The sequence below is a fragment of the Georgenia halophila genome (assembly GCF_039541595.1).
In genome coordinates this window covers 63,296-86,137 of record NZ_BAABGN010000008.1, presented here as the reverse complement: position 1 = coordinate 86,137, position 22,842 = coordinate 63,296, and the positions used below count along the sequence as shown (strand labels likewise).

Below are 22,842 nucleotides of genomic sequence, written 5' to 3'. Positions count from 1 at the left end.
GTGTGCTACGTCACGCCACGGAGCAGAGCCCGAACATCGGCGGCCAGCAGCACGGACCCCACGACGAGCACGCCCGTGGACGACGACGAAGCCATGGCTTCGTCGCCGCCGGCCTCGGACAGCGTGGCCGCGCGGTCGATGGCGTCGTCGAGCCGCTCCGCGAGGTGCACGCGGTCGTCACCGAAGACGTCCCGGGCGATCTCGGCAAGCTCACCGACGTCCATGGCGCGCTCGTTGCGTGCCCGGGTGACGACGACCTCGTCGAGCATCGGCTCGAGCTCGGAGAGGATGCCCTCGGCGTCCTTGTCCGCCATGACCCCAACCACGCCGACCAGCCGCGAGAGTGCGAACGCCTCCTCGACGGCCTCACGCAGGGCGACGACGCCCGCCGGGTTGTGCGCGGCGTCGACCAGCACCGTGGGGCTGCTGCGCACGAGCTCGAGCCGGCCGGGCGACTCCACGCCGGCGAAACCCTTCTCGACGACGTCGCCGTCCACGGCCCGGCCGCCGAAGAAGGCCTCGACGGCCGCGAGCGCGAGCAGCGCGTTGGAGGCCTGGTGCGCACCATGCAGCGGCACGAAGATCTCGGTGTAGAGGGCGGCGGGAGTGCTCAGGTCGAGCATCTGCCCGCCGACGGCCACCTGCCGGGCCGCCACGGCCATGTCCTCACCGACGCGCACCAGCTTGGCGCCGTGCTGGGCCGCCGCGGACAGCAGCACGCCGTCGACCTCCTCATGCTGGGCGTCGGAGATCACGGTGGAGCCGTCGGTGATGATGCCGGCCTTCTCCGAGGCGATCTCGCCCAGGTCGTGGCCGAGCCACCGTTCGTGGTCACGCTCCACCCGGGTGACGATCTCGACGGTGCCGTCGGCGACGTTCGTGGCGTCCCACCGACCGCCCATGCCGACCTCGACGATGGCGACGTCGACCGGGGAGTCGGCGAACGCGGCGTAGGCCATGACGGTGTAGACCTCGAAGAAGCTCAACCGCGGACCGCCGGCCGAGAGGCTGCGCTCGTCGACCATCGCGATGTACGGGGCGACGTCCTCCCAGGTCGCGACGAACTTCTCCGGGCTGATGGGCTCGCCGTCGAGGGCGATGCGCTCCCGCACCGTGTGCAGGTGCGGCGAGGTGAACCGCCCCGTGCGCAGGTTCGACTCGCGGAGCAGGCTCTCGACCATGCGGGCGACGGAGGTCTTGCCGTTGGTGCCGGTCAGGTGGATGACCGGGTAGGCCCGCTCCGGGTCCCCGAGCAGCTCGAGGACGTCGCGGACCCGGTCGAGGCTGGGCTGGACGTCGTGCTCCGGCGCGCGGGCGAGGATGTCGTCGTAGATCCGCCCGACCTCGCGCTCGACCTCGCTGCTCCCCTGGTCGTTCTCGTTCACGACGTCACCACCTTCGTCACGGCCACCATGGCCTGTCCGTCCGGGCCCTCGCGGGGTGCCACCTCGAGCTCGAGCGCCAGCGTCTCGCGGGCGATGAGGTCGCGGTGGGCCTCGACCCAGGCGACCTTCTCAGCGGGAACCGCCAGCCCGAGACGGATGCGGTCGGTCACGTACAGGCCGACCGCCTTGCGCTCGTCCTGGACCTGGCGGACCACGTCGCGGGCGTACCCCTCGGCGGCGAGCTCGTCGTCGACGGCCAGGTCCAGGACGACGAAGCCGCCACCGGGCAGGAGCGCCGCGGCCTGCTGGTCGTCCTCGGTCGAGGCGACCTCGGTCGAGAGGGCGTACTCCCCCTCCTCGAGCGCGATGCCGCCGACGACGACTCCGTCCGTCATCTCCTGCCAGTCCCCGGAGCGGGCCGCCTTGATGACCCGCTGGACGTCCTTGCCGAGCCGGGGACCGGCCGCACGGGCGTTGACGCTCAGCCGGGTGACGATGCCGTAGGCCTGGGCCGCACCGTCGTCCAGCGCCCGCAGGTCCACGTCCTTGACGTTGACCTCGGCCGCGACCAGGTCGGCGAACGGCGCGACGGCGTCGGGGTCCTCGAGGACCACGGTGAGCGTGGGCAAGGGTTGGCGCACCCGCACCTTGGCGGACTTGCGGAGCCCGTGGGTGACGGAGACGACGTCGCGGGCGGTGTCCATGGCGGTGACGAGGCCGGGGGCGGCGACCGTCCCGGGAAGCACGGGCCAGTCCGTCAGGTGCACGCTGCGCCCGCCGGTCAGGCCTCGCCAGATCTCCTCGGTGACCAGCGGGGCGAGCGGGGCCATGACCCGGCAGAGCACCTCGAGGGCGGTGCCGAGGGTGTCGAAGGCGCCGCGGTCCTCGTCCCAGAACCGATCGCGTGAGGTCCGCACGTACCAGTTGGTGAGCAGGTCGAGGTACTCGCGCACGCTCTCGCAGGCGGCGGCGATGTCGTAGGCCTCGAGCTGGCCGGCGACGGTGTCCGCGAGGTCGCGGGTGTGCGCGAGCAGGTAGCGGTCCATGACGTGCAGATCCTCTACCCAGGCGCCGTCGGCCAGGTCGACGGGGCTGTACCGGTAGCCCCGTCCGCCGTCGAGCGTGCCCGCGTAGAGCGAGAAGAAGTACCAGGTGTTCCACAACGGCAGGAGGATCTGCCGGACGGCGTCGCGGATCCCCTGCTCGGTGACCACGAGGTTGCCCCCGCGCAGGATCGAGCTGGACATGAGGAACCAGCGCATCGCGTCGGCACCGTCGCGGTCGAAGACCTCGCGCACGTCCGGGTAGTTGCGCAGCGACTTGGACATCTTCTGCCCGTCGGAGCCGAGCACGATGCCGTGGCTGACGCACGCCGAGAACGCCGGCCGGTCGAACAGCGCGGTCGCCAGGACGTGCAGCGTGTAGAACCAGCCGCGGGTCTGGCCGATGTACTCGACGATGAAGTCGCCCGGGAAGTGGTGCTCGAACCACTCCGCGTTCTCGAACGGGACGTGGTTCTGGGCGTACGACATCGACCCGGAGTCGAACCACACGTCGAGGACGTCCTCGACGCGGCGCATCGTGGACCGCTGCGGTTCGGGTCGCGGGTCGTCCGGGTTGGGACGGGTGAGGCGGTCGACGAACGGGCGGTGCAGGTCGGGGTTGCCGTCCGCGTCCCGCGGCAGCTCGCCGAAGTCGCGCTCCAGCTCGTCGAAGGAACCGTAGACGTCGATGCGTGGGTGCTCCGGGTCGTCGGACCGCCACACCGGCACGGGACTGCCCCAGAACCGGTTGCGGGTGATGGACCAGTCGCGGGCGTTCTCGAGCCACCTGCCGAACTGGCCGTCCTTGATGTGCCCGGGGACCCACTGGATCTCCTGGTTGAGCTCGACCATCCGGTCCTTGATCTTCGTCACCTCGACGAACCACGAGGAGACACCGCGGTAGATGAGCGGCTCGCGGCAGCGCCAGCAGTGCGGATAGGAGTGATCGTAGGTCTCCCGGCGCAGCAGCACGGTGCCCTCGGTGACCGAACCCACAGCGCCGGCGGCCGCTTCCCCGCGGGTGCGCGCCTTGAGGTGGTCGATGATCAGCGGGTTGGCGTCGAAGACCTGCAGGCCCTCGTAGTCGGTCACCGGGAAGGTGAACGCGCCGTCGGGGCCGACCGGCATCACGGCCGCGATGCCCTCGCGGTCGGTGGTAGCCTTGTCGTCCTCGCCGAAGGCGCCGGCGCTGTGCACGAGTCCGGTGCCGTCGGTCGTGGTGACGTAGTCGTCGGCGACGATGCGGTGCGCACCCGGGTGGTCGGTGTAGTAGCCGAACGGCGGGGTGTAGCCGTGGCCGACGAGGTCGGCGCCCTTCAGCCGTCGCACGACCTGGGACCGGAGCGCCTCGGTGTCCCCGTCGGCGAGCTCTCGGGCATAGGCGTCCAGGCGCGCCTCGGCGAGCACGTACCGCTCGGTCCGGTCCGAGTCGGCGGGTCGGGGTGCCTCGACGACGACGTAGTCGATGTCCTCGCCGACGACGACGAGCAGGTTGGACGGCAGGGTCCACGGCGTCGTGGTCCAGACGAGCAGGAGGGCGCCGTCGAGCTCGTCGGAGGACGCGATCCGCAAGCCCACCGTCACGGCCGGGTCCTGACGCATCTGATAGACGTCGTCGTCCATGCGCAGCTCGTGGTTGGACAGCGGGGTCTGGTCGTTCCAGCAGTACGGCAGGACCCGGAAGCCCTCGTAGATCAGACCCTTGTCGTGGAGCTGCTTGAACGCCCAGATCACCGACTCCATGTACTCGGGGTTGAGCGTCTTGTAGTCGTGCTCGAAGTCCACCCAGCGCGCCTGGCGGGTGACGTAGTCGCGCCACTCGTCCGTGTATTTGAGCACCGAGGCGCGGCAGGCGTCGTTGAAGGCCTCGATGCCGAGCTCGAGGATCTCGTCCTTGGTCTTGATGCCGAGCTGGCTCATGGCCTCGAGCTCGGCCGGCAGGCCGTGGGTGTCCCAGCCGAAGCGGCGCTCGACGTGCTTGCCCCGCATGGTCTGGAAGCGCGGGACCACGTCCTTGACGTAGCCGGTGAGCAGGTGGCCGTAGTGCGGCAGGCCGTTGGCGAACGGCGGGCCGTCGTAGAAGACGAACTCGTTCTCGCCGTTCTCCCCCGCGGGCCGGTTGTCGAGCGACGCCCGGAACGTGCGGTCCCGCTCCCAGTAGTCGAGCACCTCCCGCTCCAGGGCGGGCAGGCTCGGCGACGCGGGCACCTCGGTGCCGGGACGGTGCAGTGGGTAGCGCTGCGGCTGGGACGGCTGGCCGGTCAACGGTGCTCCTCGGTCGTGACGGTGCATGACACGAGGGAGACCACGAAACCCGACCGAGGTCCGTGACGGGACCTCTGGGCAACGCAACCTCGGTACCACCTCGTTTGCCACGCCCCCGCCGGGACGGCGGCGTGACCACTCGAGCGGGCTGTGACGGGCCCTGCCCGTCCGGTTCTACTGAGGGCCTGCTGGCAGACCCCGTTCTTCCGGAGGCTCGCCGGTGATGGCCGGGTCGATGCCTGTGTCGGCAGTCTAGCGGGTCCGAGTGCTCCTGGTTTGACCCTTTTCCGACGTCGGGGCAGCATCCGAGCGGCACCGGCACGCGTCGGTGCCTCACCACTGACGGAGGTCCCGGATGCGCTGCCTGGTATACGGCGCCGTGGTGGCGCACGGTCGACAGCTCGGGCTCGCCACGCCCGTCCACGAGACGATCGTCGCGTCACTGCTCCCCCGGGAGCTGGCCGCCCGCGGCGGGGCCGGAACGGGCCTGCCGGGGTGAGTGCCGCCGTCGGCGCGCTGCTGCCGTTCTTCGTGATCCTCGGCGTGGGGCTGGCGCTCGGGCGGCTCCCGCGCTTCGCCGGCGCCGAGTCCGCCCTGACGGCCTTCGTCTTCTACGTCGCGCTGCCGTGCTTCCTCTTCGACTCGCTCGCCGGCGCGGCGCCGGCCGGCTCGGGCGGCATCCCGACGGTCGTCGTCGTGGCTGCGGTGCTGGCCGCCGTGGTCGTGGCCGTCCTCGCCGCGATCCCCGGTGCGCGCGGCGGCGCCCGGGGCAGCGGGACCGAGCTGGCCCTGGCCGCCGGCTACGGCAACACGGGGTACCTCGGCATCCCCGTCACGGTGGGCCTGCTCGGTGACGACGCGGCGCTGGCGGCCGGCGTCGTGCAGCTGGCCCACAACGTCGTCTTCATGCTGGGTTACCCGATCGTGGCGGCGTCCCGCCGGGGGTCGAGCGGCAGCAATGACGGCCTGGCGACGACCGTCTGGCAGACCACGCGCAGCGCCGTCCTGCTCAACCCGGTGACGATCAGCGTGGTCGCTGGTCTGCTGGTGGCCCAGCTGGGCGTCTCGCTGCCCGCCGTGCTCGCCACGACCGTCGAGATGCTGGCCGGCGCCGCGGTGCCGGCCGCGCTGATCGCCGTGGGCCTGACGCTGGGTCCGTCGCTGCGCGCCCTGACCTCGGGCGGGGTGCATGCCCCGGCGGTCATCGTCGTCGTGGTGGCCAAGCTGCTCGCGGTACCGGTGGTGACCTGGCTCGTGCTGGAGGTGCTGGCACCGTCGCTGGAGCCCCTGTGGGCCGGGGCGCTGGTGCTGATGGCAGCGATGCCGACGTCGACGACGGCGTTCGTGCTGGCGCGCGAGTACGGCGGCGACGGCCGGCCGGCGGCCGCGACGATCGCCGCCACCACGCTCGCCTCGCTGCTGACGATCCCGGTCATGGTGGCGCTGTTCGTGCCCGGCCTGTGAGCCTCAGCCCTCCCGGTGCACGACGGTGCTCGACGCCTGGGCGCGGGGCCGCATGATGATCCGGTCGAGGTTGACGTGGGCGGGCCGCGTGAGTGCGAAGGCGATGACGTCGGCTACGTCGTCGGCGACCAGCGGCTCGGCCACGCCCGCGTAGACCTTCGCGGCGGCGTCGGCGTCGCCATGCAGCCGCTTGAGCGAGAACTCCTCCGTCTTCACCATCCCGGGTGCCACCTCGAGGATCCGCACCGGCTCGCCGACGAGCTCGAGCCGCAGCGTGTCCGGGATCATCCGTTCCGCGTGCTTGGCCGCGGTGTACCCGCCGCCGCCGGGGTAGGACTCGTGGGCCGCGGTGGAGGTCAGGACGAGCACGTCACCCCCGCCGTCGGCGCGCAGCAGCGGCAGCAGGGCCTGGGTGAGGCGGAGGGTGGAGATGACGTTGATCTCGTACATCCGCCGCCACTCGGCGATGTCTCCCTGCTCGACCGGGTCGGTACCCAGCGCGCCGCCGGCATTGTTGACCAGCGCGTGCAGCGGTCCGGTGGAGCGGATGTGCTCGGCGAGGTCCGCGACGTCAGTCTCGTCGGTGAGGTCGGCCGTCACGGTGGTGCAACCGGTCTCCTCGGCGAGGGCGGCGAGCCGGTCGGCGCGGCGGGCGGTGGCGATGACGTCCCAGCCCTCGCGGCGCAGACGGCGCACAGTTGCGGCGCCGATGCCGGTCGAGGCTCCGGTGACGAGGGCACGTTTCGTAGCAGTACTCATGGGCACGATCATGCCCGCACCCAGCGCCGTCGTGACAGGATCGTCCGCATGAAGGTCGGATTCATCGGGGCGGGGAACATGGCCGGGGCGATCGTGCGCGGCGCGGTGGCCGGTGGTGCTCTCGACGCGCAGGACGTCGCCGTCACCTCCGCGCACGGCCGCTCCGCCGAGGCGCTCGCCGCCGAGACCGGGGTGACGGCGCTGGCGGACAACACCGAGCTCGTCGAGTGGACGGGCCCGGGCGGCCTCGTGGTGGTCGCGGTCAAGCCGTACCTCTTCGCCGACGTGCTGGAGCCGCTGCGTGGCGCGCTGGCGGAGAACGGCAGTCTCGTCGTCTCCCTGGCGGCCGGGCTGACGCTGGACACGCTCGGGTCCATGCTGCCCGAGGGTCAGTCGGTCGTCCGGGTCATGCCGAACGTCAACGCCATGGTGGGCGCGGGGATGGCGGGCGTGTGCGGCAACGAGGCGACGTCCGCCGACCAGGTGAGTGCCGTCGTCGACCTGTTCGAGGCGGTCGGCGCCGCGACGGTGCTGCCCGAGCGGCTCTTCCCCGCCTACGCCGCCCTCGCCGGCTCGGCACCAGCGTGGTCCTCGCTGTACGTCGAGGCGCTCGCGCGGGCCGCCGTGAAGAACGGCATGCCGAAGGCCCAGGCGGTCTCCATCGCGTCCCAGATGCTCCTCGGGACGGCGCGCACGCTGCTGGAGCGGGAGCTGCGCCCGAGCGAGCTCATGGACATGGTCTCCTCCCCCGGCGGCACGACGATCGCGGGGATCGTGGCGCTGGAGGACGCGGGATTCTCGGCTGCGGTCGCCCGCGGGGTGCAGGCCGCCGTCGACCGGGACGGCGAGCTCGGCTGAGGACGACTTTTCGGCCGTGTGCGGCAGGCCCTTCCTGCTGTCGGAAGGCGTTGTTACCGTGGTGGCATGCGTGAGCGACGACTGACGGGCCTTCTTGCGTCCGTGACGGCTGCCCTGGTGGGCGTGATCGCCCTGGGCGCGCCCGCGGTCGCGACCCCCGTGTCGTCGCCAGAAGCGGCGTCGGCACGCGAGGCGCTGCGCGTCTCGACCTACAACGTCTCGCTCAACCGGCCGAGCGAGGGGCAGCTGGTGGCCGACCTCGAGGCCGGCGACGAGCAGGCAGCCGCCATCGCGCAGGTGCTGCAGACCACCCGTCCGGACGTGGTCCTGCTTAACGAGTTCGACTACGACGAGGCCGGCGAGGCCGTGGACCTCTTCCGCGACGAGTACCTCGAGGTGAGCCAGCACGGCGAGGACCCGATCGAGTACCGGTACGCGTACACGGCACCGGTGAACACCGGCGTCGACTCCGGCTTCGACCTCAACAACGACGGCGAGACGGGGACCGCCGACGACGCGTTCGGCTTCGGCGAGTTCGCCGGCCAGTACGGCATGGTCGTCCTGTCCCGCTACCCCATCGACACCGACGCGGTCCGCACCTTCCAGAACTTCCTCTGGCAGGACATGCCGGGCGCACTGCTCCCGGACGACCCGGCGACCGACCGTCCGGCGGACTGGTACAGCGCGGCGGAGCTGAAAGAGCTGCGGCTGTCCAGCAAGTCGCACTGGGACATCCCGATCGAGGTGGGCAACACGACGGTGCACGTCCTCGCCGCCCACCCGACACCGCCGTCGTTCGACGGTCCCGAGGACCGCAACGGCCGACGCAACCACGACGAGATCCGGTTCTGGTCGGACTACGTCGCTTCCCCTCAGCGCAGCTCCTACATCTACGACGACGAGGGCACCACCGGAGGCCTGAAGCCCGGCAGCCGATTCGTCATCGTCGGCGACTACAACGCCGACCCCGAGGACGGTGACTCGGTGAACGGCGCGGCCACGCAGCTGCTCGAGCACCCACGGGTCAACGACCCGGAACCGGTGTCCAACGGCGCTGTCGAGGCCGCCGAGGTCCAGGGCGGTGCCAACGCCTTCCACGACGGTGACCCCGCACTGGACACCGCCGACTTCGACGACACCGCCCCCGGGAACCTCCGCGTGGACTACGCGCTGCCGTCGAAGAACCTGCCCGTGCGCGACGCCGGGGTGTTCTGGCCGGCGGCCGACGAGCCCGGCTCGGAGCTGACGGGCGTCGAACCGTTCCCGACGTCGGACCACCGCTCGGTGTGGGTCGACCTCTGGGTGCCCGGCTTGCACTGAGCCTGCTCTGGGTAGGATGAGGGTCGGCCCCGGACGTTCGTCCGGAGCGTGGGTCCCGATCTGGACCTGCCGGCCGGGCTGCAGCGCAGTGACTGTGGCGACAACCTCCCGCTGTCCTGACCGGAGCTTGCCGTGCCCTTCACTCGCCCGTCCCGCCGTGCCCTCGTGCGCGGCGCCGCCCTCCTCGGCGCTGTCAGCCTCGCCGGCTGCACCGCCGACGCCGCCGTGGACGGGCCCGGCTCGGCCCCGCCGTCCAGCCGCGCCGAGACCGGCCCGACGGCGGAGCGGTCCTCCGGCTTCCCGATGACCGTGTCCTCGTGCGGCGTCGAGGCGACGCTCGAGGCCCCGCCCGAGCGCATCGTGACGATCAAGTCCTCCGCCACCGAGATGGTGCTCTCGCTCGACGCCGGCGACCGCCTGGTCGGAACGGCCTTCTCCGACGGCGAGCTGCCGGACGACCTCGCGGACCAGGCGGCCGACGTACCGGTGCTGGCCGAGGAGAACCCGTCCTCCGAGGCGGTCCTCGACCTCGGGCCCGACCTGGTCTACGCGGGCTGGGAGTCGAACCTCAGCGCGGACGGCGCGGGCGAGCGGTCGATGTACGGCGACCTGGGCGTGGCCACGTACGTCTCGCCGTCGGCCTGCCGTGGCGCGGAGCACCAGCCGGACCAGCTCACGTTCGACCTCGTGTTCGAGGAGATCACGGAGGTCGGGCGCATGCTCGACGAGGAGCAGGCCGCCGCGGACCTCGTCGACGAGCAGCGGGCCGCGCTGGAGGCCGTGCAGCCGACCGGTGAGGGCCTGAGCGCGCTGTGGTACTCGTCCGGCAACGACGTCCCCTACGTCGGCGCCGGGATCGGTGCGCCGCAGATGATCATGGACGCGGTCGGGCTGGAGAACATCGCGGGCGACGTCGAGGACACCTGGACCTCGATGGGCTGGGAGGCCATCGCCGACGCCGACCCGGACGTCATCGTCCTGGTGAACTCCGCGTGGAACACCGCCGATCACAAGATCGAGATGCTGGAGTCCAACCCCGTCACGTCCACGCTGACGGCCGTGCGGGAGAGCCGGTACCTGGTGGTGCCGTTCCCGGCCACGGAGGCCGGCGTGCGGAACGTGCCGGCCGCGGTGGACCTCGCCGAGCAGCTCGCCGAGCTCGAGGTGCCGCGCTGACCAGCCCACGTCCTCGAGCGGCCACCGGCGTGACGCTGGTGGCGCTCGTCGTCGTGCTCGTCATCGTCGCGGGCTGGGCGCTGACGCTCGGTCAGGCCGGCATCTCGACGGGGCAGGTGTGGACGTCGGCGTGGCACCACGTCTGCTCGTCCGTGGCGCAAGGTTGCGCGGAGAACCCGCTGGACCGGATCGCCAACGCGATCATCTGGGACGGCCGAGCGCCACGGGTGGTGGCCGCGGCCGCCGTCGGCGCAGGTCTGGCGCTGTGCGGCGCCGTCATGCAGGCGCTGACGCGCAATCCGCTGGCCGACCCGTACCTGCTCGGTGTGTCCTCGGGGGCATCGGTCGGTGCGGTGCTGGTGCTCGTGCTCGGTCTGGGGACCGCCCTGCCGGTGGCCGCGTTCCTCGGCGGCCTCGGCGCGCTGGTGCTGACGCTCGCGCTGGCGACCGGACGCGGCGGCGGGCTGAGCCCGGTCCGGACCGTGCTGGCCGGTGTGGCGGTGGCGCAGGGCGCGTCCGCCGTCGTGAGCTTTGTGCTGTTCTGGTCCTCGACCGGGGACTCGTACCGGGAGATCCTCGTCTGGCTCATGGGCTCGTTCGGCGGGGCGACGTGGTCCGAGGCGTACGTGGCGCTCGGCGCGACGGCGGTGGCCGGGACGTTCCTGGCGCTGCAGGCCCGGGGCCTCGACGCGTTCACCTTCGGTGACATCTCGGCGGCGTCGCTCGGGGTCTCGGTGACGCGGACGCGGTGGCTGCTGCTCAGCGTGGCGGCGCTCCTGACCGGGATCCTGGTGTCCGTCTCGGGCGCGATCGGGTTCGTCGGTCTGGTGGTGCCGCACGCGGTGCGGCTGCTGGTCGGTGAACGCCACCACCGCGTGCTGCCCGTGGGGGCGCTGGCGGGCGCGACGTTCCTGCTGCTGGCGGACACGGGCGCACGGAGCCTGTTCGAGCCCCGCGAGCTGCCGGTCGGGATCGTGACGGCGGCGGTGGGTGCGCCGGTGTTCGCCGTGCTGCTGCGAAGGAGGGCCTCGACATGACTGGGACGCAGATGACCAACGGCACGGCACTGCAGTCTGGCCTAGACCGGCGCGGGGAACGATCGGGCGGTGCTGGACCGTCGGGCGGTGCCGGCCTACAGCTGACCGGTCTGAGGGTCGTCCAGGGTGAGACGACGATCCTCGACGGGTTGGACGCGCACGTGCCGGCTGGGGCCGTCACCGCGCTGGTCGGTCCCAACGGCGCCGGCAAGTCGACGTTGCTGCGCGTGCTCGCCGGCGCTCTGCCCGCGTCGGGAAAGGCGCTCGTCGACGAGGTGGAGCTCGGCCGGATGTCGCGGCGCGATCGGGCACGGAAGATCGCCATGGTGGAGCAGGACAGCGCGACGGAGGTCTCGCGGGGCGTCCTGGAGGTGGTGCTGCTCGGCCGCACGCCCCATAGGCCGCGCTGGGGTGCGGACTCGACGACGGACCTCGCGGTGGCGCAGGCCGCGCTGGAGCAGGCAGGGGCCGCCGAGCTGCGGGACCGCGACTTCGCGACGCTCTCGGGCGGTGAGCGGCAACGGGTCCACCTCGCGCGTGCGCTGGCGCAGGAGCCGCAGCTGCTGATGCTCGACGAGCCGACGAACCACCTCGACGTCGCCGCCCAGCTGGACGTGCTGGCGCTCGCGCGAGAGCTGCGCGACGTCGGCGTGACGGTGCTCGCAGCGTTGCACGACCTCAATCACGCCCTGCGGTACGCCGACCACGTCGTGGTCATGTCCGGCGGTCGCGCCGTGGCAGCCGGGCCGGCGCTGGAGGTGCTGACGGGCGAGCTGGTCAGCGAGGTGTATAGGGTCCGGGCGACCCGCGTGAGCGCCGCCGGTCACGACCTGCTGGTGATGGACCGGCCCGGCAGCTGGTAGGCGCGGCGCAGCAGGTAGTCGGTCAGACGCTGCGGCACGGCGGCCTTGACGATCGGGATCCGCCGGGCCTCACGGCCCACGCCGTAACGTGACCGGGGCTGACCGGTCCTCGCGACGGCCGCGATGAGGTCGGCGACATCGTTCGGGTCGCCGCCGTGCCGCAGGCTCTTCTCGAGCGTCCGCCGGGCGAGCTCACGGGGCCCGTCGTAGTCGCTGATGTGGCCGGTGTGGTCGGCGTGACCGGCATGGTCGTCGTGGCCGGAGGCCGCGCCGAGGACGCCCGTGGTGAAAGCGCCGGGCTCGACCAGACTGACAGAGATGCCCAGGTGCCAGACCTCGTGCCGGAGCGCTTCCGAGTAGCGGGCGAGCGCAGCCTTGGATGCGGCGTACATGGTCTCCCCGGGCTCGCCGATCCACGCGGCGAGCGATCCCACGTTGATCACCCGACCGCTGCGGCGCCGGCGCATCTGTGGGAGCACCGCGTCCGTCACGCGGATCGGGCCGAAGAAGTTGGTCTCGAAGACGGCGTCGGCCTCGGCGCGACCGGTCTCCTCGGCGAATCCCTGGTGAGCGACGCCGGCGTTGTTCACCAGGATGTCGATGTGGCCCGCTGCCTCGGTGACTGCGCCGACGGCCTCCCTCACCGATTCGTCATCCCGGACGTCCATCTGCAGCATCTGCACGCCGTCGTGGTCGCCACGGCCCCGACGGCTGGTCCCGAAGACTCGGTAGCCGGCGTCGACGAGGCGCGATGCCGTCCGGGCGCCGATGCCGGTCGACGCCCCCGTGACCAGGGCCGTCCGGACTTCTGGTTCCCGTGTCATGGCGGACTCCTGTGTCAAGGCGGCCTTCGCTCTGCTGATGATGAGCGGACTCGTGAGATATGGGGCTCCTCGCTGCTCCCGACCTGACTCGGCCGGACCGAGGCAAGGGGCCTTGGACGGCGGTCTGCGGTCTGCGGTCTGTCATCCCTACCGTGGTGCGTCCAGACGAGCCGCGCCAGCGGTCGGTCGCGGGGACAGTCCACGGACTGCACGTCAGCCGGAGGTGGCGAGGAGCCGGAGGTGGCGAGGAGCCGGAGGTGGCGGCCAGAGATCCCGGCGGTCGGCGGCCAGGCGGACCGGTGGCAGCGCCTCAGGCCGGCTTCCCGACCCGCTGACGTTCGGCACCGAGTGGCCCCGAGTGTTTGCGCCGGCCGGCGGGGTCCAGCGCTAAGGGTCTGTGCACACCCACTGTGTCGATGTCAGTGGTCCGAACTAGTGTTCGAGTATGGATGTAGGGCGGGTGCTCGCGGGGGGCGGGTTCTGTTGTGCCGAGGACGGCGTGGGTGGCCGGCCGTGCGCTCATCAGCGTGCTCTGGTCCAGCAGAGGGACCTCGAGGCCCGGATCGCTGAGGCGCGGGTGGTGCGCGGGATCGGGTTGGCGGGTCTGGGTGTGCAGGCGGACGCGGGTGACCCGTGGGCGGTCCAGATGCTGGAGGTGCTGTGCGGGGCGGGTGAGGACCCGTTTCCGACGGGTGACCCGGAGAATCTGCCGGTCGATCCCTTTCCCGAGGCCGGCCCGGCGCAGCCGGTTCCTCGATCCGACGCCGACACACACGCCGATGCCCATGCCGATGGCGATGGCCATGGCGGGGCCTGCGCCGCCCGCGAGGGTGTCGAGGACGCTGCTGGTGCTGCCGCTGACCCTGCTGACGGCGATGGGGCCGGGGACGGTGAGGGTCGGTCGGTGTGGGAGGTGGAGCAGGCGAGGGTGATGGCTGCTGCCGCGGAGCAGTTGGGGGCGGGGGTCTCGGTGTTCGCGGCGATGCCGGGTGGTCCGGAGCTTGCCGCGGTACTCGCCGGGATCGATCCGGGGCAGGTGGACCGGGTCGCGGGGGTGGAGGTCCTCGCCGCTGCCAGGCGGGTCGAGTCCTGGGCCGCGGCGACGGCCGCGCGGGCGGCGGCGGCCCTGTCACGCGGGACGGAGCTGTTCGACCATCCCGAGGAGAAGCCGGCGACGTTGAATTCTCGTGCGCGGGTCGATCCCACGGCCGAGGAGGTCGCGATGCGGCTGGCTCTGACGCGTCGGGAGGCTGCCACCTTGGTGCGGGTGGGCCGCGGCCTGGGGGCTGAGTTCGAGGACACCGGGCGGGCGTTGGCGACCGGGGAGGTGGACTACCGCAAGGCGGCCACGATCGTGACCACGCTGGATTCCTCGCCCACGGCGGTGGGGTGGATGGTCGAACAAGACGTGCTCCCCGCGGCGAGCGGTCGTACGGTGCCGCAGCTGCGTGAGGATCTGCAGCAGCGGCTCCTGGAGGTCGACCCCGAAGAGGCGCAACGCCGTCATGACCGGGCCCGGTCCCGCCGCCGGGTGACCCGCCCGCGGGTCCTGGCTGACGGGATGGGCTCGATCAGCGCGGTCCTGCCCGCGGAGGACTGTGTCCAGCTCGACCAGAGCCTGACCGCGGCCGCGCAGTCGGCTCGTGCCTCGGGTGATGCCCGCACCAGTGACCAGCTCCGCGCGGACGTGCTCCTGGCGATGACCCACGCCGCGATCCTGACCGGGGACACCGGCCCCCACGCCGACCCGGCCACCATCGCCGGCCTCGAGGAGGTCTCGACCGAGGCCTGCACCGGCCCGGCCTGCCAGCCTTCCGCTCCCGACCATCCCGGGTCCAGCCGAGCCGACGAACCCGCCACCGGAGGCGGGACCGCGGACACGACAGCCCACGGCGACGGCGAGCGCCCCGCGGGCGAGCCCTCCGCCGCCGAAGCACAGGCAAGGAACGGTGCCGCTGCCGATGGTGCATGGGAAGCGGACAACGAAACGGACAGCGACGAGCCAACCGCCGGCACGGTCACCGCGCTCCATGCGTCCAGGTTGACTCACGCCGAGGCCGAGTCAACCCGCTCGACCGCCCGGGACGAGCCGGAAGGGCAGGCTGGGCCGCACGAACGCAAAGGCGACAGCCCGCCTGACGCGGACGCCAGCACCGGGGAATATGGGGCCACGACCACCGACCACGATCGCGACGCCGGTAGCGGTGACCGCAGTGAGGAGCGTCCCGGCCCGCCCGGCCGGGCGATTCCCGCCGAGCTCTACACCGGACGACGCAAGGACCGCGCCGGCCCACCCGTGCAAGGACGCTTCCCCGACCTGGACAGCGCCGTCCCCGAGGTCGCGGTCATCTCACCACTGCTGGCCGCACTCCTGCGCCGAGGCAGCGAACGACTGAGCATCACCCGACCCCAGATCCGGGTCACCGTCCCCCTCGACGTCCTCCTCACCGCCCAAGCCAGACAGGCCGCGCAGCACAACCGCGACCAGCAACCCGCTCGAGAGACCCGAGACAGCACACCCGATCCCGCGGACACGACTCTGCCCACCACCACCGGGACGACTCTGCCCACCACCGACGAGACGACCCTGCCCAGCACCGACGAGATGCAGACACCGCCGCAGGAAGATTTCGACGACACCGCCCAACCCGCCGCCGTGCTCGCCGGCTACGGCGCCATCACCGCCGACCAAGCCGTGACCCTGGCCGCCTACGGCAACCTGCGCCGCCTGGTCACCGACCCCCTGACCGGCGCTCCGGTCGATCTGGGCCGGACCCGCTACCGGCCGCCCGCCGCCCTCCAAGAACTCGTCCGCCTGCGCGACCGGACCTGCGTGCGTCCCGGCTGCACCGTCGCGGCCCAGGACTGCCAGATCGACCACACCGAGTCCTGGGCCTCCGGCGGGACGACTTCCTCGGGCAACAACGGCCCGATGTGCACCCGCGACCACCTCCTCAAGACCGTCGGCGCGTTCCACGTCACCCAGCCCGAAGACGGCATCTTCGTCTGGACCACCCCCACCGGGCACACCTACCGCCGCGACCGCGACGGCACCATCACCCTCACCAAGATCACCACCCCGCCCAGCTTCCCCGCCCGTCACAACGGCTCACCCGGCACGCCCGCCTCGCCCGCCTCGCCCGCCACGTTCCGCGCCGACGACACCGACGACCCGCCACCCTTCTGACCACGACCGACGCCGTCGACCGGACGGCCACGCCGCATCGGCACTCGCTCCCGCCAGGTCAGGCAGCGCCATCCCCACTCGGCCGGTCCGTACCGGAAGCGCGCGAGCCACAGCCAGCTCCAGATTGCCTCGACGACGACGATGCCGACCGTCAGCACCGCGACCATGGCCGTGTCGCTGAGGTCGTCGATACCCAAGACAGGCGCAAGCGTCAGCAGCAGCACGGTAGCCATCAGGTAGTTCGTCAAAGCCATCCGGCCCATCGGTGCCAGCGCCACCTGCAGCGCCGGTCCGAACGGGGTGCGCAGGAGCAGGACCATGCCGGTGGCATAGGCGAGGCCGGTGCAGACCGCCACGAGCTGCGCGGTGAGGCTAGTCCAGCCGAGGGACAGGGACGGCAGAGCGATGCCCTCGTAGGACGTCCACGCGTACATCAGCGCGACCAACGCGAAGCAGGCGAAGGCGATGCTGACTCGTCCGGCATGGCGCGCCAACCCTTCCGGTACCCGAAGCAGGGCAAGCCCGAAGCCGAGCACCAGGAGTCCGGGCATCACCCCGTACCCCGGGATGAACTGGCCGCCGATCAACATCACCACCACGCCTGAGACGCAGGCCGCGACTCCGCCGAGGAAGGACGCCGGAAGCAGGAACACGAGCCCCATGACCGCATAGACCAGCAGCACCTCGCCGGGGTGAACGATCTGGTGCACGGCGCCGACGACGCCCAGTGCCAGCAGTCGCCGGGCCAGCACGATTCGCGGGCGGTCGGTCCTTGCACCGGCACGCATCAGGAAGATCCCGAAAGAGATGCCGAAGAGGAGGGTGAAAATGGGCAAGAACCGTTCGTAGAGGCCGTAGCGCACCAAGTCGGGCATCTCTGCCAACCCGTAGCCGATCCCCTCCGGGTAGAGCTTCGGCAGGATCACCTGCTGGTAAATGTTGACCGCGTGGATGCCGCACAGGGCGAACCCCCGCACGACGTCGAGGTCCTCGATGCGCTTCATGCCTGTCATACCTCCACCCCACTCGCGGGACGGGCCCGGCCACAAGACACTCGGGCACGACCAAAGTCGGGGGTACACGGAGCGTGCCGTCGCGAGCTTGGCCTTCCTCCCGAGGCGCTTGCTGCAGGATGACGACAGTGAAGCGTTTGAGAACGGAGCAGCAGGCCCGCGACGTGATTCTCGTCGCCGCAGTCGTCGTCGCCGGCCTCTGGCGTGATCTGCTGCGCGGCGCCGCGATCGACTTCCTGCTACCCGTTCCGCCCTGGCTCGTCGTCAGCGTCCATGTGGTCTCCGCCGTCGTCCTCGTCGCCCTTCGCCGCCGTCGTCCCGCCACCTGCGCGGCCGTGCTGGCCACCCTCTCGGTAGTCGTCCCCTCGTATGCCGCCCTGGTCGCGCCGTACTGGGTCGTGCGCCACGGGCAGCGGCTCGGATCGAGCCTGGCGTGGTGCGCTCTCATGGCACTCGGCTGGACCGCCGGCGCGGATCTGTGGAGGGCCGGAGACCCGATCAGTGGCATCCTCGTGGCGGGCGCCGCCGCCCTCACCGGCTTCTACTCCCGCGGGCGAGCCCACGCGCTCGACGAACTGGCTGAGCAGAAGGAGCTCGCGGCCCGGGCACAGGAGCGACGCCGGTTGGCCGGGGAGCTGCACGACGCCGTGACCCACTGGGTCACACTCGTCGTCATGCAGTCCGGCTCGCTCTCGCTACGGACCTCGGACCCTGAGCTGCGGGCGGAGATCGAGGCAGTCCGGGGCAATGGTGTCAAGGCGATGAAGGAGCTGCAGGACATGGTGACCGCCCTGTCGGATCCCGGGACGGCCACCGACCGTCACCGCCGGGCGGGCCCAGAAGTCAGCGAGGTCGTCGACCAAGCGGTCGACGCAGGCCAGCAGGTCACGCTGCGACGGGCCGGCCCGGAGCTTCCAGCCGACGACCCGAGCCTCGAGGTTCTTGCCCGAGCGACCAAGGAATCCTTGGCCAACGCCCGCAAACATGCGCCCGGAGCCGTCGTCGGCGTCCACCTGGCCGTGCGCGACGGTTCGGTCCGTCTGCTCGTGCGCAACGACAACCCGTCCGATCCGGACAAGGCCGTCGCGCAGCACGCCTGGACCTCCGCGCAGCACGCCTGGACCTCACCGGGCGCTGGCACCGGCCTGGCTGAATTGCAGGCGGCCGTCTCCGAGCGCGGAGGCACGATGACCGCGGCCCGGACTCGGGAAGGTGGCTTCGAGGTCGACGTCGAGCTGCCACGCCCGATGCCGGAGGTTGAGCCGCGCACAGGGACTCGGACGGAGGCCCACCGATGATCCGTGTCCTGCTCGTCGACGACGACCCGGTCATCTGCCGCCATCTGGAGGCGATCCTGCTGAGCGACCCGAAGATCCGCGTCCTCGGCTGGGCGCACGACGGCCCAGAAGCCGTGCGCAACGCCGCACGACTCGAGCCTGACGTCGTGCTCCTCGACCTGCGGATGCCCGGCGGTGACGGACTGGAGGCGATCGCACCGATCACGGCCGAGGCACCGGAATGCCGGGTCGTCGTCCTCACCGCGTACGACACCGACCGCGACGTCGCGACGGCGCTGGCCCGGGGTGCCGCCGGCTACGTCCTGAAGTCCAGCGATCCGGCCGAGCTGGTGCACGTTGTCCACGTGTGTGCATCGGGCCAACAGGTCCTCTCACCACACGTGGTCCACCACCTGACCGGCCAGGCATCGAGCCAGCAGACGCTCGTGACGATGATCCGGCGCGCCCTGACCGATCGGGAGCTCGAGACGCTGCGCGGCCTCGCCGCCGGGCTCTCCAACGTCCAGGTCGCACAGGAGCTCGGGATCAGCGTGGCCACCGTCAAGGGGCACGTATCGTCGCTGGTGCGCAAGCTCGGTTGCGAGAGCCGGTTGCAGGCAGGGCTCCTTGCCCGTGATGCCCGCCTGGACCTCGACCGACTGCCAAAACGCTGACCGGTCAGGTCTCCCTGACGCCCCGGCGGAACATGTCCTCCTCGGGCGGGCGCACCAGCGACCCCGCGCCCTCGCCGTCCTCCGCGGTCACCACATGGGCCATGCCGCGCACGACGGCGACAGGGCGCCCCGAGATCTTGCCCTTGACGAGCTCGGCCGCCGCCGCGATCTCGTCGGCCACGCCGATGACGGTGGTCTCCAGCTCGCGCCCGTACTGGTCGCGGGTCCCACGCAGGTCGGAGAGCACGGTGATGCCGGCCGCGCCGATCGCCATGTCGACGACCCCGCGGCGCCACGGCCGGCCCGCCGTGTCGGAGACGATCACGCCCGGTCGCGAGCCGAGGCGTGCGTTCAGACCACGGCGGATCTGTCGCGCCGACTCGTCCGGGTCTTCCGGCAGCAGCAGAGCGGTGCCCGGAGGGACGTCCGACGTGTCGACGCCGGCCGCCGCCATCACGAGGCCGAGGCGGTTCTCCACGATCCGCAGTCGTCCGCCGTCGGGCTTAGGCCGCTCAGCGACCACGCGGACGGTCTCCCCGTCGATCGCGGACTCGCGCTCGGCGTCGTCCCGAGCGGCCACCAGACGCCCCTCGGCCTTGGAGACCACCTTCGACGAGATGACGACGACGTCGCCGTCCCCCACGCCGGCGGTCCCGTCCGGCCACACCACACCGTGCAGCACCGGCGTCAACAGAGCGGCGAGATCGTCGCTCGCGGTGACGTTGGGCACGCCCTCGGGGGCGACGGCCATCACGGCGCTGCCGCCGCTCGGCTCGGCGCTCACCGGTTGAGCTTCGGCAGGACGTCGCGACCGAAGACCTCCATCCACTCCGCCTGGTTGCGCCCGACGTTGTGCAGGTAGATCCGGTCGAACCCGAGGTCGACGTAGCGCTGGATCTCGGCACGATGCTCGTCCGGGTCCGAGGAGATCACCATCCGACCGGCGAAGTCCTCCTCACGGACCATCTTCGCCATCGCGGCGAAGTCGAACGGGGAGCGGACGTCGGCCTTCGGGAACTTCATCCCGCCGTTCGGCCACTCGGTCATCGCGTTGGCCAGCGCCTCCTCGTCCGTCGGCGCCCACGACACGTGCAGCTGCAGGGCCTTCGGCATGGAGTCGGCGTCCTTGCCGGCCTCCTTCGCCCCGGAGGCGAACTTCTCGAACAGTCCGGAGATCTTCTCCAGCGGCGCGCCGACCGTGATGAGCCCGTCGGCGTGCTTGCCGGCCCGCCGCGCGGTCACGGGGCCGCCGGTGGCGACGAAGATCGGGGGCGCCTCCTCCGGCATCGTCCACAACCGGGTCGACTCGAGCTTGTAGAACTGGCCGGAGTGCTTGGCGTCCTTGCCGGCCAGCGAGTTCGTGAAGAGCTTGCGGATGATCTCGATCGCCTCGAACATCCGGTTGATGCGCTCCGGCGCCTCCGGCCAGTACCCGGCCATGATGTGCTCGTTGAGCGCCTCTCCCGACCCGAGGCCGAGCCAGTGCCGTCCCGGGTACATCGCCGCCGCCGTCGCCGAGGCCTGCGCGACCATCGCGGGGTGCCACCGGAACGTCGGGGCGGTCACGCCGGGTCCGAAGTCCCCCTTCGTCCGCTCCCCGACGGCGGTCAGTACGTTCCACACGAACGCCGCCTGGCCCTGGGTCGGGGTCCACGGCTGGAAGTGGTCCGCCGCCATGACGCCGGAGAACCCGTGGTGCTCCGCCAGCGCCGAGAGCTCGACGGCCTCCGTCGGGTGGAACTGCTCGAGCGCGGCCGCATAACCGATCGTCAGAGTCATGACCCAATCCTGTCAGGTGGCCACCACCTCCGGGCAGGGCCTTTCACTCAGAGCGTCACCGGCGCACGGCGACCTTGCTCAGCCAGGCGGCTCGTCCTGACCGGACGCCTCGGCAGCCTCGGCGTCCTCCTTGGTCGGATGCACCGCACCATCGGCGTGGTGGGCCGGACCGTAGACGGTGTAGAGCACGAGCGGGCTGTGGCCGACGTTGATGAAGTTGTGCTGCGCGCCGGCGGGCACCGCGACGACATCGCCGGCCGCCACGAACTTCTCGTCGCCGTCGACGACCGCCTTGCCGGACCCGGAGACGAAGCTGAGGATCTGATCATTGTCGGGGTGGGTCTCCTCCCCGATGTCGTCCCCCGGCTCGATCGTCATGACGACCATCTGGCTGTGCTCTCCGGTCCACAGCACGCGCCGGTAGTCGGTCGACTCCTTCGCGTCGTCGGGCGACCAGTGGTGGATGCTCATGTGCTCCTCCTCGTCGGGACTGCGGCTCCAACCTTCTCGCAGGTCACCCACGCGCGCAGCCGGGGGCCCGCAGCCCGGGACTACAGGTAGCGCTCGACGAGCCGCCGGGCCACGGCAGCGCTGTCCACCAGCGGGTGGAACGCGAAGGCCTTCCACGCCGTCTCCTCCGAACGCGACCGCGCCGCCTCGATGACGAGCCGCTCGCAGGCCTTGACCGCCTGCACCCGCGCGAGCATCACCGGCTCCAGCGGGCTGGTCCCTGCCAGGGGGCGGACACCCGCGCCGTCGGCCCGCACCGGCACCTCGACGACGGCGTCCGCCGGCAGGCCCGCCACGATCGGCGAACCGTCCGGCGCAGCGTTGCCCACGTCGAGGATCATCCGGTGCTCCTCGCCGCCGAGCAGGGCCGCCATGAGGTCCACAGCGACCTCGTGGTATCCGCCGCCGAGGTCCTCCTCCGCCCGCTCCCCCGCGTCCTGCGACTCCCGCTCCGTGGCCATGTAGGTGGCCTCCCGCTCGGCGAGCGCCGCCCGCCAGAGCTCCAACGCACGCTCGGGCTCGGCGGCCGCCCGCTCGTAGAACGACGCCTGCTGCGCCAGCAGGAACTCCCCACGGGTGCGCTCGCTCGCCGCGATCCCGGCCACGGCCTCCCGCGTGAAGTCGTAGTAGTACAGGTACTCGTTGGGCAGCGCGCCGATCGTCCGCAACCAGTCGGGACCCATCAGCCGGGCCTCCTCCAGGCCCGCAAGCGCCGCGTCGTCCGCGAGCAGCCCCGGGAGGAGGTCCTCCCCGCCCCCCGCGGCCCGCAGGCCACGCAGCCAGCCGAGGTGGTTCAGCCCCGCGTAGTCGATCTCCACGGCACCGGTGTCGAACGCCCGCGCATCCCGGCCGACGGCCCGCAGCGCCCGCCGCACCAGTGAGATCGGGGTGTCGCAGATGCCCACCACCCGCTCCCCCAGGTGGTCGCGCATCGCCTCCGTGACGATCGAGGCGGGATTGGTGAAGCTGATCGTCCACGCCTGCGGCGCATGCTCCGCGATCGTCTCGGCGATCCGGTCGACCACCGGCACGGTGCGCATCGCGTACGCCAGGCCACCCGGCCCGACCGTCTCCTGGCCGAGCAGGCCCTCCGCGAGCGCCTCCCGTTCGTCACGCGTGCGCCCGGCCGTGCCGCCCACCCGGATCGCGGAGAAGATGACGTCGGCACCGGCGACGGCGACGGTGAGCTCGGTCGTGGCCGTCACCCGGGGCGTTCCGCCGAGCTGCGCCAGGACCTGTCTCATGACCTCCAGACGGGCCGCGTCGTCGTCGTGCAGGACCACCTCGTCCACGGCCACGCGCTCACGGGCGGCGACCACCGCCTCGTACACGAGCGGCACTCGGAACCCGCCGCCGCCCAGAATCGTCATTTTCACTGTCGCCACGCTAGTCCCGGATGGCAGGATCA

19 protein-coding genes are annotated in these 22,842 nt (G+C 71.7%); 10 read left to right on the top strand and 9 right to left on the bottom strand.

Annotation, left to right across the window (positions count from 1 at the left end; all coding sequences use genetic code 11):
- Nucleotides 1-5: 5 nt before the first annotated feature.
- Together ABD907_RS09390 and ileS are read right to left on the bottom strand one after the other, a co-directional pair.
- A complete protein-coding gene (locus tag ABD907_RS09390; protein WP_345215986.1) occupies nt 6-1,385 on the bottom strand; it encodes a bifunctional folylpolyglutamate synthase/dihydrofolate synthase in 1,380 nt (459 codons plus the stop codon).
- A complete protein-coding gene (gene ileS, locus ABD907_RS09385) occupies nt 1,382-4,693 on the bottom strand; it encodes an isoleucine--tRNA ligase (protein WP_345215985.1) in 3,312 nt (1,103 codons plus the stop codon). Before ileS ends, ABD907_RS09390 begins: the two co-directional genes overlap by 4 nt.
- Before the next feature lie 355 nt (nt 4,694-5,048).
- Between ileS and ABD907_RS09380 the strand changes: the two genes are divergently transcribed.
- Both ABD907_RS09380 and ABD907_RS09375 read left to right on the top strand, forming a co-directional pair.
- Nucleotides 5,049-5,192 (top strand): hypothetical protein, encoded by a 144-nt coding sequence (locus tag ABD907_RS09380; protein ID WP_345215984.1) that lies wholly within the window; start codon nt 5,049-5,051, stop codon nt 5,190-5,192.
- Nucleotides 5,189-6,157 carry an AEC family transporter gene (locus ABD907_RS09375; protein ID WP_345215983.1) on the top strand — a complete coding sequence of 323 codons (969 nt, stop codon included), beginning with the start codon at nt 5,189-5,191 and terminating at the stop codon, nt 6,155-6,157. The genes ABD907_RS09380 and ABD907_RS09375 overlap by 4 nt, the downstream gene beginning before the upstream one ends.
- A 3-nt stretch (nt 6,158-6,160) precedes the next feature.
- On the opposite strand, the gene ABD907_RS09370 is transcribed toward ABD907_RS09375, so the two are convergent.
- On the bottom strand, nt 6,161-6,916 hold the full coding sequence (locus ABD907_RS09370; RefSeq protein ID WP_345215982.1) for an SDR family oxidoreductase: 756 nt from the start codon (nt 6,914-6,916) through the stop codon (nt 6,161-6,163).
- Nucleotides 6,917-6,964: 48 nt separating this feature from the next.
- Here ABD907_RS09370 and proC point away from each other — a divergent pair, with 48 nt between their 5' ends.
- From proC to ABD907_RS09345, 5 genes are all read left to right on the top strand, one after another.
- On the top strand, nt 6,965-7,774 hold the full coding sequence (gene proC / locus ABD907_RS09365) for a pyrroline-5-carboxylate reductase (protein ID WP_345215981.1): 810 nt from the start codon (nt 6,965-6,967) through the stop codon (nt 7,772-7,774).
- 66 nt (nt 7,775-7,840) lie between these two features.
- Nucleotides 7,841-9,094, top strand: coding sequence for an endonuclease/exonuclease/phosphatase family protein (locus tag ABD907_RS09360; protein ID WP_345215980.1), 1,254 nt, complete (start codon nt 7,841-7,843; stop codon nt 9,092-9,094).
- A 132-nt stretch (nt 9,095-9,226) separates the two neighbouring features.
- Entirely contained in the window at nt 9,227-10,270 is a 1,044-nt protein-coding gene (locus ABD907_RS09355) for a putative F420-0 ABC transporter substrate-binding protein (protein ID WP_345215979.1), read from the top strand.
- Between the two features lie 29 nt (nt 10,271-10,299).
- Nucleotides 10,300-11,307 carry a putative F420-0 ABC transporter permease subunit gene (locus ABD907_RS09350; protein ID WP_345215978.1) on the top strand — a complete coding sequence of 336 codons (1,008 nt, stop codon included), beginning with the start codon at nt 10,300-10,302 and terminating at the stop codon, nt 11,305-11,307.
- Entirely contained in the window at nt 11,304-12,170 is an 867-nt protein-coding gene (locus tag ABD907_RS09345) for an ABC transporter ATP-binding protein (protein WP_345215977.1), read from the top strand. Before ABD907_RS09350 ends, ABD907_RS09345 begins: the two co-directional genes overlap by 4 nt.
- Here the strand turns inward: ABD907_RS09345 and ABD907_RS09340 are convergent.
- Entirely contained in the window at nt 12,131-12,994 is an 864-nt protein-coding gene (locus ABD907_RS09340; protein WP_345215976.1) for an SDR family NAD(P)-dependent oxidoreductase, read from the bottom strand. The genes ABD907_RS09345 and ABD907_RS09340 overlap by 40 nt on opposite strands.
- Before the next feature lie 445 nt (nt 12,995-13,439).
- Here ABD907_RS09340 and ABD907_RS09335 point away from each other — a divergent pair, with 445 nt between their 5' ends.
- Complete coding sequence (locus ABD907_RS09335; protein ID WP_345215975.1) at nt 13,440-16,181, top strand: HNH endonuclease signature motif containing protein; 2,742 nt, start codon at nt 13,440-13,442, stop codon at nt 16,179-16,181.
- On the opposite strand, the gene ABD907_RS09330 is transcribed toward ABD907_RS09335, so the two are convergent.
- Nucleotides 16,094-17,194, bottom strand: a complete 1,101-nt coding sequence (locus ABD907_RS09330) for a DUF418 domain-containing protein (RefSeq protein WP_345215974.1) — start codon at nt 17,192-17,194, stop codon at nt 16,094-16,096. The two genes, ABD907_RS09335 and ABD907_RS09330, sit on opposite strands and share 88 nt — an antisense overlap.
- 128 nt (nt 17,195-17,322) lie before the next feature.
- Between ABD907_RS09330 and ABD907_RS09325 the strand changes: the two genes are divergently transcribed.
- Together ABD907_RS09325 and ABD907_RS09320 are read left to right on the top strand one after the other, a co-directional pair.
- On the top strand, nt 17,323-18,492 hold the full coding sequence (locus ABD907_RS09325) for a sensor histidine kinase (RefSeq protein ID WP_345215973.1): 1,170 nt from the start codon (nt 17,323-17,325) through the stop codon (nt 18,490-18,492).
- Nucleotides 18,489-19,145 (top strand): response regulator, encoded by a 657-nt coding sequence (locus ABD907_RS09320; RefSeq protein ID WP_345215972.1) that lies wholly within the window; start codon nt 18,489-18,491, stop codon nt 19,143-19,145. The genes ABD907_RS09325 and ABD907_RS09320 overlap by 4 nt, the downstream gene beginning before the upstream one ends.
- A gap of 4 nt (nt 19,146-19,149) precedes the next feature.
- Here ABD907_RS09320 and cofE read toward each other — a convergent pair whose 3' ends face one another.
- From cofE to ABD907_RS09300, 4 genes are all read right to left on the bottom strand, one after another.
- Nucleotides 19,150-19,929: a coenzyme F420-0:L-glutamate ligase gene (gene cofE / locus ABD907_RS09315; RefSeq protein WP_486334068.1), complete on the bottom strand. Its 780-nt coding sequence runs from the start codon at nt 19,927-19,929 to the stop codon at nt 19,150-19,152.
- Nucleotides 19,926-20,924, bottom strand: coding sequence for a TIGR03557 family F420-dependent LLM class oxidoreductase (locus tag ABD907_RS09310; RefSeq protein WP_345215971.1), 999 nt, complete (start codon nt 20,922-20,924; stop codon nt 19,926-19,928). Before ABD907_RS09310 ends, cofE begins: the two co-directional genes overlap by 4 nt.
- 78 nt (nt 20,925-21,002) lie before the next feature.
- The gene (locus tag ABD907_RS09305) at nt 21,003-21,395 is read right to left on the bottom strand and encodes a cupin domain-containing protein (RefSeq protein ID WP_345215970.1); all 393 of its coding nucleotides are present in this window, start codon (nt 21,393-21,395) and stop codon (nt 21,003-21,005) included.
- An 80-nt stretch (nt 21,396-21,475) separates the two neighbouring features.
- A complete protein-coding gene (locus ABD907_RS09300; RefSeq protein WP_486334067.1) occupies nt 21,476-22,810 on the bottom strand; it encodes a family 4 glycosyl hydrolase in 1,335 nt (444 codons plus the stop codon).
- Nucleotides 22,811-22,842: the final 32 nt, after the last annotated feature.